The sequence below is a fragment of the Microbacterium deferens genome, from assembly GCF_045517775.1.
Taxonomy (GTDB): domain Bacteria; phylum Actinomycetota; class Actinomycetes; order Actinomycetales; family Microbacteriaceae; genus Microbacterium.
Map to the genome: position 1 here is coordinate 465,671 of NZ_JBEUWT010000001.1, position 20,032 is coordinate 485,702.

At 66.1% G+C, this 20,032-nt stretch carries 17 protein-coding genes and 1 tRNA gene; 11 read left to right on the top strand and 7 right to left on the bottom strand.

What is annotated here, in order from left to right:
* Positions 1-2 precede the first annotated feature (2 nt).
* Genes ABTU82_RS02395 through ABTU82_RS02405 form a run of 3 tightly spaced genes read right to left on the bottom strand, consistent with a single transcriptional unit; the run spans position 3 to position 3,572 of the window.
* Positions 3-269, bottom strand: a complete 267-nt coding sequence (locus tag ABTU82_RS02395; protein WP_116646268.1) for a DUF3039 domain-containing protein — start codon at positions 267-269, stop codon at positions 3-5.
* A 40-nt stretch (positions 270-309) separates the two neighbouring features.
* Positions 310-1,833, bottom strand: coding sequence for a hypothetical protein (locus ABTU82_RS02400; protein WP_407171468.1), 1,524 nt, complete (start codon positions 1,831-1,833; stop codon positions 310-312).
* An 11-nt stretch (positions 1,834-1,844) separates the two neighbouring features.
* On the bottom strand, positions 1,845-3,572 hold the full coding sequence (locus ABTU82_RS02405) for an ATP-binding cassette domain-containing protein (protein WP_407171470.1): 1,728 nt from the start codon (positions 3,570-3,572) through the stop codon (positions 1,845-1,847).
* 113 nt (positions 3,573-3,685) lie between these two features.
* Here ABTU82_RS02405 and ABTU82_RS02410 point away from each other — a divergent pair, with 113 nt between their 5' ends.
* Together ABTU82_RS02410 and ABTU82_RS02415 are read left to right on the top strand one after the other, a co-directional pair.
* Complete coding sequence (locus ABTU82_RS02410) at positions 3,686-4,663, top strand: hypothetical protein (protein ID WP_407171472.1); 978 nt, start codon at positions 3,686-3,688, stop codon at positions 4,661-4,663.
* A 9-nt stretch (positions 4,664-4,672) separates the two neighbouring features.
* On the top strand, positions 4,673-6,013 hold the full coding sequence (locus tag ABTU82_RS02415) for a maltokinase N-terminal cap-like domain-containing protein (RefSeq protein WP_407171473.1): 1,341 nt from the start codon (positions 4,673-4,675) through the stop codon (positions 6,011-6,013).
* A 63-nt stretch (positions 6,014-6,076) separates the two neighbouring features.
* On the opposite strand, the gene ABTU82_RS02420 is transcribed toward ABTU82_RS02415, so the two are convergent.
* Positions 6,077-7,654: a S1C family serine protease gene (locus ABTU82_RS02420; protein ID WP_407171475.1), complete on the bottom strand. Its 1,578-nt coding sequence runs from the start codon at positions 7,652-7,654 to the stop codon at positions 6,077-6,079.
* A gap of 98 nt (positions 7,655-7,752) precedes the next feature.
* Here ABTU82_RS02420 and ABTU82_RS02425 point away from each other — a divergent pair, with 98 nt between their 5' ends.
* Positions 7,753-8,955 (top strand): aminotransferase class I/II-fold pyridoxal phosphate-dependent enzyme, encoded by a 1,203-nt coding sequence (locus ABTU82_RS02425; RefSeq protein WP_116646264.1) that lies wholly within the window; start codon positions 7,753-7,755, stop codon positions 8,953-8,955.
* Here the strand turns inward: ABTU82_RS02425 and ABTU82_RS02430 are convergent, their stop codons facing one another.
* Together ABTU82_RS02430 and ABTU82_RS02435 are read right to left on the bottom strand one after the other, a co-directional pair.
* The gene (locus ABTU82_RS02430; RefSeq protein ID WP_407171479.1) at positions 8,956-9,762 is read right to left on the bottom strand and encodes a carbon-nitrogen hydrolase family protein; all 807 of its coding nucleotides are present in this window, start codon (positions 9,760-9,762) and stop codon (positions 8,956-8,958) included.
* The gene (locus ABTU82_RS02435) at positions 9,759-10,265 is read right to left on the bottom strand and encodes a DUF6328 family protein (RefSeq protein WP_407171481.1); all 507 of its coding nucleotides are present in this window, start codon (positions 10,263-10,265) and stop codon (positions 9,759-9,761) included. Before ABTU82_RS02435 ends, ABTU82_RS02430 begins: the two co-directional genes overlap by 4 nt.
* 93 nt (positions 10,266-10,358) lie before the next feature.
* On the opposite strand from ABTU82_RS02435, the gene ABTU82_RS02440 reads away from it, so the two are divergent.
* The 8 genes from ABTU82_RS02440 to ABTU82_RS02475 all read left to right on the top strand — a co-directional run bounded on the left by ABTU82_RS02440 (position 10,359) and on the right by ABTU82_RS02475 (position 19,359).
* Positions 10,359-10,432 (top strand) — tRNA-Met (locus ABTU82_RS02440).
* 264 nt (positions 10,433-10,696) lie between these two features.
* A complete protein-coding gene (locus ABTU82_RS02445) occupies positions 10,697-11,668 on the top strand; it encodes a DNA-methyltransferase (RefSeq protein ID WP_407171483.1) in 972 nt (323 codons plus the stop codon).
* Positions 11,669-11,911: 243 nt separating this feature from the next.
* Entirely contained in the window at positions 11,912-14,464 is a 2,553-nt protein-coding gene (locus tag ABTU82_RS02450; RefSeq protein WP_407171484.1) for a coiled-coil domain-containing protein, read from the top strand.
* On the top strand, positions 14,464-15,435 hold the full coding sequence (locus ABTU82_RS02455; RefSeq protein WP_407171486.1) for a hypothetical protein: 972 nt from the start codon (positions 14,464-14,466) through the stop codon (positions 15,433-15,435). Before ABTU82_RS02450 ends, ABTU82_RS02455 begins: the two co-directional genes overlap by 1 nt.
* Before the next feature lie 119 nt (positions 15,436-15,554).
* Positions 15,555-17,096 (top strand): SIR2 family protein, encoded by a 1,542-nt coding sequence (locus ABTU82_RS02460; protein ID WP_407171487.1) that lies wholly within the window; start codon positions 15,555-15,557, stop codon positions 17,094-17,096.
* A 328-nt stretch (positions 17,097-17,424) separates the two neighbouring features.
* The gene (locus tag ABTU82_RS02465) at positions 17,425-18,477 is read left to right on the top strand and encodes a tyrosine-type recombinase/integrase (RefSeq protein ID WP_407171488.1); all 1,053 of its coding nucleotides are present in this window, start codon (positions 17,425-17,427) and stop codon (positions 18,475-18,477) included.
* Between the two features lie 25 nt (positions 18,478-18,502).
* Positions 18,503-18,763 carry a helix-turn-helix domain-containing protein gene (locus ABTU82_RS02470; RefSeq protein ID WP_407171489.1) on the top strand — a complete coding sequence of 87 codons (261 nt, stop codon included), beginning with the start codon at positions 18,503-18,505 and terminating at the stop codon, positions 18,761-18,763.
* Positions 18,764-18,783: 20 nt separating this feature from the next.
* On the top strand, positions 18,784-19,359 hold the full coding sequence (locus ABTU82_RS02475; protein WP_407171492.1) for a hypothetical protein: 576 nt from the start codon (positions 18,784-18,786) through the stop codon (positions 19,357-19,359).
* Between the two features lie 15 nt (positions 19,360-19,374).
* Here ABTU82_RS02475 and ABTU82_RS02480 read toward each other — a convergent pair whose 3' ends face one another.
* A complete protein-coding gene (locus ABTU82_RS02480) occupies positions 19,375-20,013 on the bottom strand; it encodes an RNA polymerase sigma factor (protein WP_407171494.1) in 639 nt (212 codons plus the stop codon).
* Between the last annotated feature and the right edge of the window lie 19 nt (positions 20,014-20,032).

The following is a 20,032-nucleotide window of genomic DNA, read 5'->3' on the forward strand; positions in this document are numbered from 1 at the left end:
GGCTACTTCGTCAGGTTCTCGTAGATCTCTTTGCAGGTCGGGCAGACGGGGAACTTCTCGGGATCGCGCCCCGGGGTCCACTTCTTGCCGCAGAGCGCACGCACGGGCTTACCGCTGATCGCCGACTCGAGGATCTTGTCCTTCTTGACGTAGTGCGAGAACCGCTCATGGTCTCCGGGCTCGATGCTCTCCTCGCGGATGAGCTCTTCGAGTTCACGGTCGAGGGTCGCCAGACCCCCCTGGTCAGGACTGTCGAGAGGCGTGCTCATAGGGTGCCAGTGTAGTCGGGAGGTCCTTCGCCGGGGCCCGTCACGTCGACTCCGCGAACTCCATCAGTCGGCTGCCCCGCCGCTGGAAGACGGCCGATCCGATCGCCACCCCGAGAACGAGCACCACGACGCCCGCACCGATGCCGGCCCACATCGACGGCATCGCGAAGGAGATGTCGCGGGTGAGCGTGAGCCACCCCCACCAGAGGGCAGGGCCGGCGGCGGCGATCGAACCGAGCAGCACGAGTCCCTGCGCCATCGCGCCCGATCCGGCGCGCTGCGGCTGCTGGAACGGGCTGTCCCCGGGCCGGGACACGGCGTACGGGGCCAGCGCGGAGGTGATACTCGACAAGCCGAGCCCCGCGAGGAAGAGCGCCGCGCAGACCCCGACCATGGCGGGGAGCAAGGCCCACCGACCGTGGAGGGCGATGGCGACGGGAATCGCGATGGCGAGGATCGGAACGCCGACGAACAGCATCGGCACGAGGCGGCCGATGCGGTCGGATGACCCGCGGACCGCGCTGGCGAGATGCATCCACACGGCGGTCGAGTCGTACGCCAGGTCGTTGTGCGGGAGCCACCCGAAGAAGAGCGCCATGATCGGCACCGGAACGAGCACCGCGACCTCGAAGGGCACGCCCGCGACGAGGAGAGGCACGACGGCGAGCACCGCGGCGACGGGGACGATCACGATGTTGACCAGGTATCGGCGGTCGCGCAGCCAATAAACCAGGCTCCGTGCCGCGATCGCTCCACCGGGCGTTCCCGGTGCGACGGCGAACCAGCCGAGGCCGCCGCGCTCGCGGACCGCCACGGGGCGCTCCGTGGTCGTGAGGGCGCGGCTCACCAGCGCCACCCACGCGAGGGCGAGGGCGACGAGGGTGGCCACCATCACCACGGTGCCCCAGGCGGCCGCCGCCGGCTGCGACGCGGACGGCAGGGCCCACGCGGCACCCACCGGGGTGTATCCGAGAACGGCGACGGCTTCTCTCAGCTGCGGAGGCACCTGCCCGCGCCACTCGAGAGAAGCCAGGAAAACGCCGACGGGAACCACGACGACCAAGATCGCGACGAGGAACATGCCCGACAGCTCACGTGAGCGGCGTTCGCGCAGCACGAGCGCAGCCACGGCCATGCTGACCCGCGCGGCGAGCACGCACGTCGCGACGCCGGCGACGGTCGAGACGACGGCGACGAACGACGACGCTCCGTGCGCCGTCCACACGACCGCCGCGCACACCGACAGCGTGATGAGCACGAGACTGGGCACGCTGATGAGCCCGGCCAGGGCGAGCACCGCGGCGAGAGGGCGGGGAGCGAGACCGAGCACGGCGAACCGGCGCGGATCGAGCGGGTCGGCCGCACCGGTCACGAGCGGCGCGACGAAGAAACCGAGGGTCACGGCGGACCCCGCGAAGACGAACACGGCCGCGATCGCCGACTCGGACGCATCGGCGAGGCTGAGCACGGCCACGGCCCCTACGACCGTCGCCACGACGAGCAGCACGAGGCCCACGGCCACGCGGATGACATGCCGACGGTCGCCCCGGAGAGCGCCGAGCATCGTGGCGATCCTCAGTCGGAGAACGTGTGCAACCACTCGAGGCCTTCCCTGTCTCCCAGGCCGCCCGCGAGTTCGAGGAAACGCTGCTCGAGAGTCGACTCGCCGCGCACCTCGTCGACCGTGCCCTCTGCGAGCACCTGTCCGGAGACGATGACCGCCACGCCGGAGCAGACCCGTTCGACCAGCTCCATGCCGTGGCTGGAGAGGATCACCGTGCCGCCGTGCTCGACGTACGTCGAGAGGATGTCGAGGATGACGGCGCTCGAGACCGGGTCGACGGCCTCGAAAGGCTCATCGAGCACCAGCAGGCGAGGCGAATGGATCATCGCGCCGGCCAGCATCACCTTCTTCGTCATACCCGCCGAGTAGTCGGAGACCGACCGACCGAGCGCACTCGTGAGATCGAACGCCCGGGCGAGATCGGTCGTGCGCGACTCCACGACAGCCGCGGGAAGACCCCGGAGCACTCCGTAGTAGTAGAGCAGCTGGCGGCCCGTGAGGCGGTCGAAGGTGCGCAGCCGATCGGGAAGCACGCCCATGAGCTTCTTCGTGGCCGCGCTCTTGCGCGACACATCGATACCGCCGATGGTGATGGTGCCGGCGTCCGGGCGCAGGAGACCGGCGATCATCGACAGGGTCGTCGTCTTACCGGCGCCGTTCGGACCGACCAACCCGTAGAACGAGCCCGCGGGAACCGTCAGGTCGATACCGTCGACGGCACGCGTGTCGCCGAAGACCTTCGTCACACCGCGCAGCTGCAGAGCGGGAACCACGGGCTCCGCCTCCGAGACGCGAGAGTCATCCGGCTCGGTCACGATCACGGCAGGCGCGAGAGCGCCCTCGTCGTCGTCCGTGACGAGGGCCTCGTCGACGAGTTCGTCGGATGCGTCGACCGCCGAGGTCTCCGGAGGGGCCTCGGTCTCGACGCCGGAACCCTCCGGCGCAGCGGGCTCGGGTGCGGATTCGGCGACCGGCTCGGCGTCATCGACGGACGCGAACTCGGGCCCGGTCGGTTCGGGGTCGGCGATCGCGTCTGCCTCGGGCGATTCGTCCACGTCGACGGGGTCAGACGGGTTGCTCGGCTCCGACGCGGAGTCGGCCTCGACCGGCTCGACCTCGGTGACGGGCTCGGCATCGACGTCGGTGACGGGCTCGGCATCGACGACAGCCTCGACCTCGTCGTCAACGACAGGCTCGGGCTCAGCCTCGACCTCGGCGACCGCCTCGGCATCGACGACAGGCTCGGGCTCGACGTCGTCGGCGCGCTCCTCTTCGCGTTCCTCGACGGGCTTCGCCGGCGTGTCCTCGACCGGCGGGGCGTCCGATGGATCCGCCTCGATCGCGGCTGCGGGGGTGTCTTCGACCGGTGACGGTGATTCGGAAGACCGCGTGTCCGCGCCGGCGACAGCGCCCGTCAGATCTGCCGGCAACGGCGGGATGGGGGGCAGCGGCGGCTTCGGCGGCACGACGATATCGGTGGGCAGCGGCGGCGGCGGCCCCGGGTCGACCGGCGTCGCCGGCGCCTTCGGCGTGGCGCGCGGCGCCTTCGAGGCCGGCGTGCGCCGCGGCGTCTTCGCCTTGTTCGCCGACGAGCCCCGGGCCGGCCGCGGCGACGCGGGCTTGGCCCGCGGCGCGCGAGGTTTGGGGGCTGCAGCCGGTTGTTCGTCGCGACCGTCGACGCTCTGGTCTCCGGCCTCTTCGGCCGGTGACTCGAACGGGTTCGGCAGCGATGCTGTCATCGGTCCAAACTACCAAGGGTCACGACCGGCTCCTGCCGCGAATGTCATGGGTGTCCGGTACTCGGGCGCAACCCCCCAGGCTCTTTCCGGCTCGCATTCGTAGGATCGTGCAGGTGAGCGACAAGGTGCATCGGATCCATTCGTTGCCCGGCGACGCGCCGTGGGACGGCGGCCTCCCGCCGGTCGGCTCCCCCGAGCACCCCCGGACCATCCGCGCACTCGACCGCGTGCTGGCGATCCAGCGCCCCGTCGTGCTGGCGCACCTGCGCAGCATCCGTCTGCGCCACCCCCAGGCGTCGACGCTCGAGATCGTGCGCATCCTCGAGCGTCGTTACCTCGCGGCGGTCACGACGGGCGGAGCCGCGGTGGGCGCGACCGCCGTCGTGCCCGGTATCGGCACCGGGGTCACCCTCGCCCTCAGCGGCGTGGAGACCCTCGGGTTCCTCGAATCGACGGCGCTCTTCGCGCAGTCGATCGCCGAGGTGCACGGCGTCGCCGTCGAAGACCCCGAACGCGCTCGGGCGCTCGTGCTCACCCTGATGCTCGGACGCGAGGGCGTTGACCTGCTCGCGCAGCTCGCCGGGCAGGCAGCAGGTCGCGGCCCCGACCGTTCGGGGTACTGGGGGCAGATGATCACGAAGACGCTTCCCCGCGCAGCCATCGGCCCGCTCGTCGATCGTCTGAAGACGACGTTCGTGCACCAGTTCGCCGCTCGCGGCGGCGCGTCGTTCCTCGGCAAGGCGCTGCCGTTCGGAGTGGGCGCGGTCGTCGGCGGTGCCGGAAACCACATCCTCGGCCGGCGCGTGCTGGTCGGCTCGCGGCGGGCTTTCGGTCCTCCCCCGCTCACCGTCCCCGCCGTCGTCGAGCCCAGGCCGGGCGCGAAGCGGGTCGAGCACTCGGCGGCGAGCGGCGTCGCACGTGTGGGCAGCGCGATCGCGGGGGCCGCAGGAAGCACCGCGCGCGGAATCGGATCGGTCGGTCGGCGGGCGATCCCCCGCCGGAAGCGCACAGAGATCGAATCGACGACCTCGGCGGAGGCCGACGACACCGTCGACGGCGCCGTCGTACCGGAGAACACCGACGAAAGGTAACCCCGCCCCATGGACAGCACCCTGCAGTCGCTGACCGACTGGATGCCCGCCCAACGGTGGTACGCCTCGAAAGGTCGCACTCCGCGCCTTCGACTCGTCGCCGAGTGGGATGTCGCGAACGAGCAGTCCGCGCGCGTCCGCGTGCTCCTCGTCGCCGACGACGCGCCCGAGACCCCGGTGCTCTACCAGGTGCCCCTCGTCGTCCGCTCCACCCGCCCCGACACGGGGATCGTGGGCGACCTCGAAGACGGCACGGTGCTGGTCGACGGTGCGACCGACGACGCCTATGCGGCGTGGCTGTACCGGTCGGTGACGGCCGGCGGTCGCGTCAGCGGCGTCGACGGACCCCTCGACAGCCACCCCGCGGCACGGCGTCCGCCCACCGCACCGACCGCCTCCGCGTCGGTGCTCGGGGCGGAACAATCGAACACCTCCCTGATCTTCCGCCCCGACGGGGGCGGAAGCGCGGTCATCTGCAAGCTCTTCCGGCAGGTGCACCCCGGACTCAACCCCGACATCGAATTGCAGACCGCCCTCGCAGACAACGGGTCGTCGTCGGTTCCTCGGGCCATCGGATCGCTCGAGGGCGCCTGGCGCGACCCGGGCAACCCCGAGCACGTGGTGTCGGGATCGCTCGCGTTCGCGCAAGAGTTCCTCGACGACGTCGAAGACGCGTGGCGCGTCGCGCTCACCGCCGCGCAGGAGAACGTCGCCTTCGCCGATCGCGCCGCGGCCCTGGGGGCCGCCGTCGCCGACGTGCACCTGACGCTGTCGCGCATCCTGCCGACACACGAGGCCGACGACTCCGATCGGCGGCGCGTCGCGGCGGTCTGGGAAGACGGGCTCGCCACGGCGGTGGCCGAGATCCCCGCGGTTGCGCGGTTCGCCGCATCCATCCGCGCGGTCTACGCGGCGGCGCAGACCGCACCGTGGCCCCCGTTCCAGCGCGTGCACGGCGATCTGCACCTGGGGCAGGTGCTCGAGGTGCAGGGTCGCGGCTGGGTGCTGCTCGATTTCGAAGGAGAACCGCTGCGACCGATCACGGCTCGGCGCATGCCCGACCTCGCGGTGCGCGACGTCGCCGGGATGCTGCGGTCGTTCGACTACGTCGCCGGATCCGTCGAACGACTCGGGGTCGACCCCACCGTGGCGCGCGCGTGGGCGGCAGCGGCGGTCACCGCCTTCGAGCGGGGCTACGCCGCGGCGGGCGGACCCTCGGCCGACGAGCGGCTCCTGCGCGCATTCGAACTCGACAAGGCCGTCTACGAGGCCGTCTACGAGGTGCGCAACCGCCCGGACTGGCTGTCGATCCCCCTGTCGGCGATAGAGCGGCTCACCCGCGACGTGTGACCCCCCGAGCGCACGAAGAAGGCCGCCCCGCTTCGAGCGGGGCGGCCTTGTTCGTGGGATGGCTCAGGAGCCCAACGAACCGAGCGTCACGTTCGCGGTGCGGGTCTGACCGTCGCGGACGTAGGTGACGGTCGCGTCGCTCCCGGCGGCCACGGCGCGCACCTGCGCGGTGAGATCGACCGAGTTCGTGATCGGGAGGTCGTTGAACGCGGTGACGATGTCGCCCGAGCGCAGCCCGGCCGCCGCCGCGGGGCCGCCGTCGGTGACACTCGCCACGTAGGCGCCCTCGATCGTGGAGTTCGCCACGGTCGAGGTCGACTGCACCGACGCGCCCAGCAGACCGTGTGTCGCCGAGCCGTTCTCGATGATCTCGTTCGCGACTCGCTCGGCGACCGACGACGGGATGGAGAAACCGACACCGATCGAACCGGCCTGACCGCCGCCGGACGAGCTGCCCGCGGAGGCGATGGCGACGTTGATCCCGATGAGACGGCCCTGGTCGTCGACGAGCGCGCCACCGGAGTTCCCGGGGTTGATCGCCGCATCCGTCTGGATGACGGCGATCTTGATCGTCTCGGACGACGGCGTCGAGCCCTGCCCGCCCTGCCCGAAGTCGAACTGGAAGGGACTCTCGCCGGGGCCGCCCTCGCTGGGCTGGTCGTCCTGGGGAGCAGCCGACGACGCGACCTCGATCGAGCGGTTCAGCGCACTGACGATGCCCGTGGTGACCGTGTTCGACAGTCCGAGGGGGGCACCGACCGCGACCGTTTCGTCGCCCACGTTCAGATCGCCCGAATCGCCGATCTCGATCGGTGTGAGGCCCGAAGCATCCGTCAGCTTGATCACGGCGAGGTCATACGTGGGATCGGTGCCGACGACCGTGGCGTTGTACACGCGACCGTCGGACGTCGTCGCGCGGATGGCCGCGTCTCCCGTCGCCCCGTCGAGGGTGACGACGTGGGTGTTGGTGACGACGTAGCCGTCGGCGCTCAGGATGACGCCCGAACCGGTGCCGCCGCTGCTGCCGCCGGTCGCGCTGATCGTCACGACGCTGGGTACGACCTTCGCGGCGATGCCGGTGGTCTGGTTCACGTTCTCGGTGTCGTTGACCGTGACCGTCGACGCCCCCGCGACCGGGGTCGCGTCGGACCCGCCCCAGAGGCTGAGGCCGGCGTAGGTGCCGCCGAGGCCGGCGGCACCGCCGACGAGTGCGGCAGCGACGATGAGGCCGGCGACCTTGCCCGCGTTCGACTTCTTGCGCGGAGCGGTGTCGGTGGCGCCGTGCAGCGGCAGAGTGGGCTGGGTCGGCTGCGACGGGATTCCGAAGCTCTGGCCGGCCGGCTGGCCCGCGTAGCCCTCACGGGAAGGCACGCCGTAGGCCGGCTGCTGGGGGGCACCGCCGTAGGGGCCCTGCGGGTGGGGCGGCTGCGGCGGGCGCTGTCCCGACCACGCGGGAACGACGGGCGCCGCCGGCGTGTGGGCCGACGCCGGAGTCGTCGGGACCGGCGGTACGGCGGGCGCGGGGGTGCCTGCCGACGCGGGCGTCGCGCCGGTCGGCGGCGCCGGCGTCGCGTCGGAGGAAGTGTGCGGCGCGGGCGTCGCGGCGTTCTCGTCGGGGCGGTCGCCCTGTGTCTCACTCATGATTGCTCCTTCTGCCAAGCGACTTTCAGCTTGGGGCGAGTTGCTGTGCGTTTCATATGGTGCGGATGGGCTCTGTCTATGCGACTAGCGTGAGCAGGATGCGAGAGATTCCCGGGGCCTGGCAGCGGACCGCAGATGGGGCCGGACTCCGTGCTGCGGACGGCACGATCGGTACCACCATCTTCGCCGAGATGAGCGGGCTCGCGGCCCGCACGGGTGCCATCAACCTCGGACAGGGCTTTCCCGACGAAGACGGACCGGCGGAAGTGCTGGATGCGGCGATGCGGGCGATCGCCGACGGAGTGAACCAGTACGCCCCGGGGCGCGGGTTCCCCGATCTGCTCACGGCGGTCGCCGAACACCAGCAACGCTTCTACGGTCTGCACCTCGACCCCGAGCGCGACATCATCGCCACCGCCGGCGCGACCGAGGCGCTGGCGGCCACGCTCCTCGCTCTCCTAGACGGACCGGACGACGAGGTCGTCGTCTTCGAGCCCTACTACGACGCCTATGCGGCAGCGGTCGCTCTCGCCGGCGCCCGGCTGGTGCCGGTGCCGCTGCGGTGGCCCGACTTCCAGCCCGATCTCGACCGGCTGGCTGCCGCCGTGAGCGACCGAACGCGCGTCATCCTCGTCAACGACCCCCACAACCCCACCGGGGCCGTCTTCACCCCGGACGTGCGCCGACGTATCGTCGAGCTGGCCGAGAGGCACGACGCGATCATCGTCACCGACGAGGTGTACGAGCACCTCGTCTTCGATGCGCCGCACGTGCCCATCGCCACCCTCCCCGGCGCAGAGGAGCGCACGGTCTCCATCTCCTCCGCGGGCAAGACGTTCTCCGTCACCGGGTGGAAGATTGGCTGGATCTCGGGCCCGGCGCCGCTGGTCTCCGCCATCCTCACCGTGAAGCAGTACCTGACCTACGTGAACGGCAGCCCGTTCCAGCCGGCAGTGGCCACCGGGCTCCGGCTGCCCGACGCCTTCTTCGAGGGCATCGCGACGGCGCTCCGCGAGAAGCGCGACATCCTCGGCCGCGGATTGACCGCCGCGGGTTTCGACGTCTCGGCACCCCGCGGCACGTACTTCACGGTGGCCGACGCCGCGCCCCTCGGGGCGACGGATGCGGCGGACTTCTGTCGTGCCCTTCCGGAGAGCGCGGGCGTCGTGGGCATCCCGCTCACGGCCTTCGCGAGCCCCGAGAATCGGGCGGACTACGCCACGCTCGTGCGCTTCGCCGCCTGCAAACGCGCCGATGTGCTCGACGAAGCATCCCGTCGGCTGTCGCTCCTCGGCGTCTGATCAGCCGGCGACGACGCGGAAGCGCCGGAGCTCCAGCGCGGGGTTCACTCGTCGCACCCGGGCGACCGCGTCGAGGTCGAGGTGCGCGACGGCGACATCGGTCGTCGTGCCGACTGCGGCGATCGCGACGCCCTGAGGATCCACGACGAGGGAGTGCCCCACCCCGAGGGGCGGCGGGTGGTCGGATGCCGCGACGAAGACCGTGTTCTCGATCGCGCGCGCCTGCACCAACGTGCGCCAGTGGTGCTCCTTGAGCGGCCCCCGCACCCACTCGGCAGCGACGAGCACGACATCCACGCCCTCGTCGACGATCGTGCGGGCGACCTCCGGGAACCGCAGGTCGTAGCAGGTCATCAGTCCGAAGTGCAGTCCGCCGACCTCGAAGGTCTGAGGCGTCTCGATCTCGCCGGGCTCGACCCAGTCCGACTCGCGCTGTCCGAACGCGTCGTAGAGGTGGAGCTTGCGGTAAACCGCGAGCGGACCGTCGGGCCCCACCGCGACGACGGTGTTGCGCACACGTCGACCGTCCGTGCTCTTCTCGAGGAGGCCCGCGGTCACCACGACGCCCGTAGCGGAGGCGAGTCGGGTGAGAGCGGCGACGAACGGCCCGTCGATCTCCTCGGCATTCGCCGCGAGGGTCTCGTCGAAAGGATCCACGAAGTAGCTGGAGTACTCGGGGAACAGCACGACCCGCGCACCGCGCGACGCGGCACGCTCGGTCAACTCGACGATGACCGCGAGGTTCGCCTCCCTCGAGGCCGACGGCGCGAACTGCGCCACCGCGACACCCACCGATCGGTGGCTCATTGCGTGTTCCTCCCCCACCGACGAATCGCCGTCGGCACTATGACCCACAGTACGAGGATCACCGCGCCGAGCGCGATCCCCGCCACCCACGCCGCACCGTCACCGATGATCACGTCGAAGACGAACGCTACGACGCCTGCGAGGAGCAGGCTCACCGCGGCGAGCGCGGCGATGAGCGCGACGTGGCCGAAGTACACGACCTCGGGCTTGACGCGCCGACGGAAGACGATCCGGTGGAGGGCGACGGGTGCGAGCGCGATGACGGCGCTGAGGGCGGCGAGCGACACCAGCACCAGGTACATGCCGCGCTGACCGGCGCCGAGATCGGCGAACACCGGCTGGAAAGCGAGGGCGAGAAGGAACCCGGTCAGGATCTGCGTGCCCGTCTGGAGCACGCGGAGCTCCTGCAGCACCTCGATCCACCGGCGATCCGCACGCTCTTCGACGGTTTCATCGCGGCCTTCGTCACTGTCGGGAAGCGCGGAATCACGGCGATCGTTCACCCGTCGATCCTGTCGTGTCGCCCCTCTCGGAGCAACGCCCCGCCACCTCGATGTGCACCCGGTCGAATCCCGTGCTAGGCTAACTTCTTGTGCCGCGGGGTGGAGCAGTTCGGTAGCTCGCTGGGCTCATAACCCAGAGGTCGCAGGTTCAAATCCTGTCCCCGCAACTGAAGAAACACAGATCAGAAGCCGCTTTCGGAAAATCCGGAAGCGGCTTCTGGTGCATAGGCAAGTGTTTGACTACGTCCTTGACTACAGGTTGCCTTGTAGGAGCTGGAAGGCGGGGAGACCTATGTACGACCCGAAGCATCGTCCAAACCTCTCCTACGCTGCAGCTGGACTCCGATAGAGTCTTGGAGATTTTGATTGCCGACTGCGCAGGAGGTCGAATGGGCTCGGCCAGACAGCGTCAGGCGGGAACCGCTACTCCCATGGAAGCGAAGAGCGGGCACGTCCATCAGCCCCTGCCCACTGTGGCGGTTGGTGACGCGTTCGATAGGGTCGCCGTCCTGGCTCCGGCATCAGTCGATTGCGTGGTTACAAGCCCCCCATATTGGGGGCTACGCTCCTACGGCCATGTTCACGACGAGGAAGTACTAGAGAAGTGGGCGTCAGCGCATCCTTCGATCGATAGACGCGATCTTCCGTCGCACGCACCCGGCTATGACTGGTACCGCTCCAACGGGGGCGTGCTCGGGCTCGAACCCTACCCTCAATGGTTTGTCGGCCATCTAGTCGAGATCTTCGAGCGGCTTAAGCCCGCCCTGAAGGCCTCCGCCAGCATCTGGGTCAACCTGGGCGACACCTACTTCGCTAGGTGGTCAAGCATCAGGTCAGACGGCCGGCAGGGTCTTGGGGCTGGCGGCCGAACAAGGCGCAAAACGCCATCCGGCGGGGAGCTCATCGACAAACAGCTCCTTCTGATCCCCGCGAGATTTGCAATCGCGATGCAGGAAGCTGGCTGGATCCTGCGAAACGACGTGATTTGGGCCAAGACCGGGGTACCCCCGCGCGCGAACTCTGACCGCCTCCGTCTATCTCACGAGCACTTCTTCCACTTCGTGCTGCGCCCATCCAGCGGGCGCGCCAAGTATTACTACGACGCCTCTGTGGTTGAGCCCGGCGCCAACGATGTTGTTCGGGTCGCGTCCCATCGTGGCTCTGACGGGCACAGTGCAACCTTCCCCAAGGATTTGGTTCGCCCGCGGATCGAATCGTCCTGTCCGCCAGGTGGGTTGCTGCTCGATCCGTTCTGCGGGACAGGTCGCGCGCTCGAAGCGGCTGTCGAGAGCGGACGGCGCGCTCACGGTATTGAACTCTCGACCGCCTATGCACAGGCGGCCCGACGACGCGTGCGCGAAGCCAAGGAGCGCCGGATCTTGGAGGACCCAAAGCATGGATGACAGAACGAGGACGACTCTGCAGTACGTCATCGCTGAGCTGTCTCGAGCAGAGGTCGTCGACTCCGCGCGATCGGATCTCTCAGGTGACGCAATGACATTGGTGCTGGACGAGCTTCGAGAACCGCTACCTGGACGCGCCACAAGCATGCTGGCGCGACTCCTCAACACGCGCTCGGGTATCTAGTGCGCGTCAGGTTCTCAACTTCGAACGGCAGTCTGCGCGTCATCTCAGAAGTTCCAGATTTGTCGCTCGCCAAACTCGAAGGCCGCAACGGCATCGGCAAGTCGCTCGCCGCAAGATTGCTCGAGCTAGTTGCGGGCGAACCGCCGTACGTCGGGCTGCCACTCGCTTGGAGCAGCCTTGTCGAGCAGCTAGGCGTGGTCAATATTCAGATTGACGACATCGGCTCCCAGTCCATCAGCGTTCGGCTCGACAGTAGCGAATGGGACCCCAATAATCAGCTATCAGCTGTGGCGAATCCCGGCGAGGTGCGGATCGATGGAGAGCCCGCGAGCTGGGAGGAAATCCGATCCATCTTGCAAGTGCGTCGAATTGCCGGAGACGAGACGCTGAGTGAAACTATCGGTCTCGCGCTCTTCCAGACCGCGAAAGACGTCGAGACGGAACGGATGAAGGTTTCGGAGATCACGGACGCGTGGTCAAAGACGTGGGACAAGTATCGTTTCGAAGTCGATGATCCGGCCAACCGCGCTCATTCGCTCATCGCAAATTTGAATGAGCTTGCTGCTACCCGTAGCGAACTGATACGGACAGCCCAGGACACTGCCCAGCGGTCCGACGCCATCGAGGCCACGCTAGAAAGCCTTCGTACGCTAGCTCGCATCGCGGACTCTCAACAGCTAAATGAGACGTACGAGCAGGCTTGGGCACAACGGAACCAGCTGGAACAACGCATTGCCAAGGCTGAAGCAAAGTTGCTCGAGGCGCGCGGCTCACGAGACCCCGGAGCACAAGGCGATTTTGAGCAGCTGACGAGGAGGGTGCGACTTCGCCGAGACGCACATACGCGGGCTCAGTTTGATCAGAACACCGTGCTTCGTGCGCTCGACCTAGACTCGCGACCGGACATGTCTGGCATACGACGTCTTCTCTCGGATGCCCAGGAAAGACGGCTCCAGCTCCGAGACGAGCAGAAGACGCTGTTCGCGGCCGGGACCATACGAGATGCTGCCGGTTCTCTGGAACGCACTTTGCTCGAGCTGCCGTCGGATCTTCACCGCGAAGTGGTTGCGGAACTAGATCACGACGTCACAGTAGGCGAACTCGCACGCGGACTCGGCCGTCGGCGCGAGAACCTGCGTGATGTGCCCAAGTCCGAAGCGGTTCTTCGCATTGAAGCTGAAATCAAGCGAAATGACAGTCGGATTAGCCTCCTTTCGTCGGTCGGGGAGGTCATGCGGGTCGCGGATCGAAAGCGGGAGAACCTCGAAGAAATCGAGGCCGCTTTGGAGCGCTTCTTTGAAGCTTCAGCCTCTGACCGCGCTGAGCGTGAAGCGCTGCTTGACGACCTGGCGGAACAGCGAGACCAGTTAGTCCGGGCCACTAGTGATGCCCTATCAGCGTTACTGGGCCTCCGCGCTGCTGCGGGCTTAGAGTCTGTTGCTGGCAACGCGGACCGCCTGCTAGACGAGGACGACGAGGACGGCGATAACAACCTGACTGCCGCCGAGGAACCATTGGATCAGCGCCTCATCGCTCCCTCCGAGCTCAGAGCCGAGGTGGACAACGTCGTCGACCGCAATCTTGAGATAATAGGTCGCCACGGCGTCGTCGCTGTAGATGAACGGTGGTCGGAGAAGCTACCAACGCTTCTTGAACAGACAACGGTGCAACTCGATGACTGCTCTGCCGCCCAGCGCCAGATTGTCGAGGAGCTCTCTGCTAGTACGCAGATCGAAGAAGAAGTTCGCGTCTCGATACGGTCGCTGCGTAGCGATCTCGCGACTTTCGTGGACTCACTGCTCGCGGGTGAGGACAGGGCGGAGCTTCGGGAGGCCGCGGAGACCTGGCTTGGCAATCACGGGACCTCATTGCGGGACTTGCCGGCTCTGGTCGAGCGCATGCGGGCGGAGCCTTACGCACCGACTTTGTTCCCACATGAGGAGTCGGCCCTAGAGCTTGCGGCCGAGCTCCGGGAATTAGCGGACCGCCTTGAAGACGCCGCGTCAACCGTGCGGGACCGATGGGGTCTCGCAGCAGCCTTCATCATCCGCGAATCTCACGAACTATCCCCTCGGCTGGTCCACACCGATACCCGCCCGTGGCAATTCCTTCAGCTGGACGAGTCGGGCCGCGGCCGCATCCTCCGAACCTGGGTTGAGGCTGAAGTGAGCCACCTGCTCTCGCAGGACGTGCTCCGACGCGAACTATTCGAAAACGCCGCGGATGTCGAGTACGACCTAACCGCGCGATCCGTGATTTGGCGATCGGAGGAAGGGAAGCGTCGTCGCCGCCCGCTGGAGGCGTTCTCCTCTGGCGAGCAGGTCTTTGCCTACACCCGTGCGAAACTGGAGTCCCTCAGGGCGCTGAAGGACCAGGCGAAGTTCGTTCTCATCTTCCTTGACGAGTTCGGCGCATTCGTCGCTCGCGATCGCTTCGGGCAACTCATGCGATACGTGCAGACTGACGTGCTCGGGACTATCGCTGACCAGGTTGTCGTGATGCTTCCCAATGGCGACACGGACACCGAGTTTGAGGCCAGGATGGCCGCCGCCGAGTTTGTTGGGCATGACTACGTCGTTGAATCCCTCGTCCACCGGGCCGAGGCGGGCTGATGTCACTATTCGGCGTGCAGGAAGACATGTCGCGCGACCAATCGGGGGAACTGGAGTCATTCCTCGCCACCGTTCTGAACGCACAACTTGGCACCTCTACTGTTTCAATCTCGGACGCATCTGGGGTCTCCATTGAAGGTCTCGAGCACCGTCTCAAAGCGCTGAAGCGCTGGTTCGATCCGATCGCGAGCGGCAAGCGGCTTCGCGACGAGGTGAGCCTGCTCCCCCGACTGTCGATAACTCCCCTGCCCTCGACTGATCAGCTTGTGCTGTCGGTGGGACGAGATCGATGGTTGGTCACCCCTGAGGGCGTAGTGGTGTTGTGGCTCCTCCAACTTGCGCATGGGGACTACCCAGAGGACAACCGAACAAGACTTCCCGCCGGATCGCGCCTGGACGCTTTGAAGACACTTGCGACGGTGTACAAGACCTGGAACGAGCAACGCCTCCGGGGGGTTACCGACCTCCTTCAGGGAGAAACGGCAACCTTGAGGCCGACTGCCGCCGGCCTGCTGTTCGTGTTGCTCGTCAATCGCAACACGGATCGAACGCGGCGATTGCCCCCGCCGCGGAATGCAGCTGAGTCGGAGGAAATTTCTCGCGCCATCGCGTTTCCGACCCTCGCGTTCGCGCACGCGCTCTCACGCCGGGAGAAGGCGAGCGAACGAGGCCTGGATCTCTATCGAGGCTGGGCACTCGGGGAACTCGCTAGACGACTAGGAGAGGGACTGCACCAAGGGAGTGAGGGGATCTGGATCGACCCCGAATGGGAACTGGCCGCCCGTCTCCGCCTCCGTGAGGCTCTCGTCGGCCGCCCCGAGGTGGAGTTGGCAATCGACAGTGCGCTCTCCGCGTACGAAGCAATTCGTCCTGTGTTGAGTGGCCTCAACATTGCTTTCGAGCGCCCCTCGTACACACGTCGCCTTCGGGAAGAACTCGTCGGTTGGGCCGTTGAAGGAGCCCCCAAGTGAGCGTAAACACTGCGGACGTCCTTGACTGGCTACGCACCTCCTTGACCGCTCATAATGCGCGAGCGTCGACGGACAGTTCACGTTTGATGGCCGTCTGGTTAGCGGAACGCGCGAAGTGGATGCCACTCATCAACGAAGTTGTGCAGGCGGAGGATGGCGTACTGATCGATTCCTTCGGTGCTGGCCTCGACTGGGTAGCATGCGGAGATCTAGCGCGTGAGGCCCCGGCCATGGCTCCTGCGCTAGCTACCCTTCTCCAGAAGTACAACGACGAGTACCCCGATGCTGAGTTACGCCTGGAGATTACCGGTGACCGCGCGCGCGTTGTCGGAGCTCAAGAGTACGTAGCCGCAAACGCCGCACAGAAGACTGTCAGGGACATAGCGACCGCGCTGTGCGGCGAGAGACTCCGAGAGTCCGAACTCGTCGCCTTCGCGTACTCGGAGACCTCACTCGAATACGACCACGTAGAACTGATCTGGGGCCTTATAACGCAGTTGCCGTCTTTGCTCGCGATGGCGTCGGGGACCGTCATGGTGCTTTCGTGCGAGGGTCAGATCAAGCCGGGAATACACTGCAGCGGCGACCCAAGCCTGCTCGCTCGTGTCACCGCGGACGGTATTGCTTGGCGTCACCCTTGGACCAGGTCCGCTCTTTCACTCCAAACGGTCGCCCGACAGCGAGCGGATGCGATGCCGCTCTTCGTTCTTTTCCTAGGTGCGGGGGCAAGCGTCGGGTTCGGTCTGCCTTCGGGCGACAAGCTTCGTAACGATGTTCTCAGCCGCTTGATGGACCGGCCTGTAGATGAGAGCACGTTTGATGCCGTCGCTCACGACTGGTGGAAAAGCCTTCTAGACGCCGAGCAGCTAACAGATCTTGAAAAATCGCTCGGCGAAGACTCTTTTGTAGAGACACTCACACTCGAGATGGTCCTCGAGCATGAGCAACAGGAGGAATCGCAGCGGTTCTCCAGTTCTCTGGCGCAGTTCGCTGAGCAGCACGATCGGATAGTTTCGGCGATACGTGCAGACCCTCCTGTTGATGATCCACTGAGCCAACTTGTTGCCCTCAGGCAGCGACTCGTGTTGGTGACTGTGAACTTCGATCAGGTCATCGAAGCGCGCTGCAAATCCGATGACATTCAGACCTTCGCGACCGAAGAAGAACTGGGCCGGTTTCCCCAAGCTCTCGAAGAGTACTTGGCTGTCGGAGGACCTGTACCCCTTCTGAAGATGCACGGTGACATAGGCAAGCCCGACACCATCGTCGCCAATATCAGCCGCACGTCCGCCGGTCTAAACGATGCTCGATTTGCCGCGATACAGAGCCTGATCGCCGCTATGCAGCGAAACCAGTTCAGACCGTGGTGGTACGTCGGGTACAGCATGCGGGATCGCGATTTGGACCCGGTGTGGAAAGATCCGACGTTCTATAAGTTTCAAGAACGATGGGTATCGCCATTCGCCGACCCAAACGTGGTTGCGTTCATCCGTGCGTCCCGCCTCCAGGGCTGGAGTGATCAACAACTCCCGGTGAACGACCCCGGTGACCGCATCATCACCTGGACCGCCGACGATTTCTTCCGCCAACTTCATTCGACAGTCGGTAAAAAGTGGTCAACTGCTGGCGCGATCGGTAGCACGGGGACATCCACGCCCTGACACACATCTTTGATCGTGGCGACTCAACCTGGGTTACGTGTGCACGACCTATCTGGGCATCCAACCCACAGGTCGACGGACCAGCACGTCACCGCAAATCCGCACTGAACCCCTGATCAAATGCTTGTTTGTGGAGCCACCCCGGAGCGCGTTAAGCGCTGATTCTGTGCCCTGACTACCGAATTGACTACGTTCGCGACCCCATCGGCGACTGTCGAGTGTCCCGTTTCCAGACGCTGCCCCGTATCCCCTTGTAACGCATCAAGCACAAGGGGGAATCATGGCAGGACGTCTAACCAAGCGGGCAGACAACCGGTACGCAGTCACAGTGACGCTGAACGGGAAACGCGAGTTCTTCTACGGCAGGACACAGGCAGACGCGCGGGCGAAGGCGGATCAAGCGCGTGCCCGGGTCAAAGCGGGCGGTCCGGTCCGGGATGCGACGCGGACGTTGGCTGACTGGCTGGGCGAGTGGACCGAGACCTATCTGTTGCTGAGCGACAGGGCCGAGTCAACGAAGATCATGCACGCCGGCTACTGCCGCGCCTGGATTGTTCCAACGATCGGGCAGGTCCCTTTAGGGAGCCTGACCGTCAACGACATCAACCGGCTGCTGCTGAAGATGAAGGCTGCCGAGAAGGCAGAGTCAACCCGCCGCAACTGCTACACGACTTTACGAAAAGCCCTGGATGACGCGGTTGTCAATGGACTGCTGGCGAACAATCCGGCGCACCGAATCCGGCAGCCCGGGGTCAGCCGTCACGAAGCACGGTTCCTCACCGCCGTTGAAGTTACGCAACTGCTTCATGCAGCAGAATCCCACCGCTATGGAAACGTCCTCCGGTTCATCTTGGGCACAGGACTTCGCCGGGGTGAAGCACTGGCCCTCCGCTGGAGCGACGTAGACCTCGACAATGCGCTCGCGAAGCTCCACGGCTCGCTGACCCGACGGGGCAACCAGCTAGTGGTGTCCGGTGTGAAGACCAAAGCCAGCCGCCGCACGGTCGCCCTGTCCCCCGCCATGGTGGATCTGCTACGCCGCCGTAAGGCGGTGCAGGCGTCCGAGCGACTTCGGGCCGGGAACGTGTGGCGCGACGGCGGCTTTGTGTTCATGACCGCTGACGGCGGCGCTGTAGAACCCCAAAACGTCCTGCGAACGGTCCGGGAAGCAGCCGCAAAGGCGGGCCTGGATGGGGTCACGGTGCATTCGCTGCGCCACACCTACGCGACCGCTGCACTGCTCAGCGGCGTGGCCCTGAAGGTGGTCAGCACCAACCTCGGGCACGCATCAATCCAGATCACCGCCGACACCTATGGCCACGTTACTGACGATGCGGCCCGCGCCGCGGCTGTCAAAGTCGCCCAGGCCTTAGGGCTTTAACCACGCCCTCTGATTGGACACTCAAATGGACTACACACCTCACGCACCGTTCCCGCCAATCGCCACGTCGACCGTCCCACGACGCGACCGCTCCTCGTGGGAGCGACCACAGCTTGCCTCACAAGACGAAGCCGCATACCGACTGGGAGTCAGCCGCACCACCATCTGGCGGCTCATCGCTGCAGGGGAAATCCAGCCCGTCCGAATCGGCTCGCGCACTCTCGTCTCCAACAAGTCCGTGGACGAGTTCGTCGCCCGCCAGAGTCGCAATGGAGGCACCAAGTGAGTCCCGAGGCGGCGAAACCGATGACATGGCAGCTCAGCGCAGCCATCCGCGACGCAGTGGGCCTCACCAGCGACCAGAAGGCATTCTTGTGGAACATCACCAGCCACCACCAACACCGCGAATTCGGATCGCGCGGATTGATTATGCGGCGCACGGGTTTGACGGACTGGCGGTTTCGAAAGGTCGTGAAGTTTCTGAAAGAACACGGCTTGATCAGAGTTGTAGAACACCCAGGCGACGTCACCTGGTACTCGATCCGATACGCCGCGCTGAAAGCTCTTGCAACAGCGAACAACCCCGTGGCGGCTGCCAACGCGGCAGAGCGACGTCAACCGCCGACACCAGCCGTGTCGGCACCCACCAGTCCCCCACGTCGGTCAGCGAAGACAACCCCGGTTGGTGCTCACCACGGCACGCATGGCGGTCACCAACACCAGAAGAGCAAACGTGAAGTTGCAACGGAAGATCATCAAGAGAACAGAAGACCAGACCGGGTCAGTGAGCCGGTCCGCAAAGTACGTGTCCCTGTTCGACGAAAACTGACCCCGGAGGCCCAGCGAGAGATCGAGCGACAGGAGCTGGACATCTTCGACTGAGGCGGAAAGGAATGTCTACGCGCGACGCGCAACCCGACGGACCGGCAGGACGTCCGCGTCTACAGCGTGTGGCTGTTGCAGCAGGGCACGCAACCGAACGACCGCACGTTGGATCGCCTTCTTCGCTGCTTCTTCCGACTTCCCAGCAAGCGCAGCGACATCGGCCACGGTCTTGTCTTCAATCAAGCGCCAGCGGATCAGGTCCAGGTCCGCGGGGTAGGCGTCCCCAAGGGCGTGCAAAGCAGTTTGAAGGTCCACCCGGTCAGCTACGGCAACAGATAGACGACGGCGGCCTTCGATAGCCGTGCGCATCCGCGCTTCCACATCCGGGCCGTCCTGGTTTGCGAAGTCCACGACGACCGCAGGGCGCGCTTCATGCTTGCGGAAAACATCGATCCCGGTGTTGTGTACGACCTTCATCAGCCAGGCGATTGGGATCGCCGCGTTGCCACCCAGATCGTTCGGCAAGCCATAACGCCCGAATGCAGCAACGTATTTTTCCAGCACAAGCGATTCCAGGTCTTCACGATCTGCGACGGACCAGCCGGACCACTTACGGCGGACTAGCCGGGTCACAGCGTCCTGAACTGCACGAAGCGCCGCAACGTCGGTTCCTTGCCGACCGCGGGGGCGGTAGTCGTCTGTCAAAGCCACGGTGGCACTGTAGCGCCAT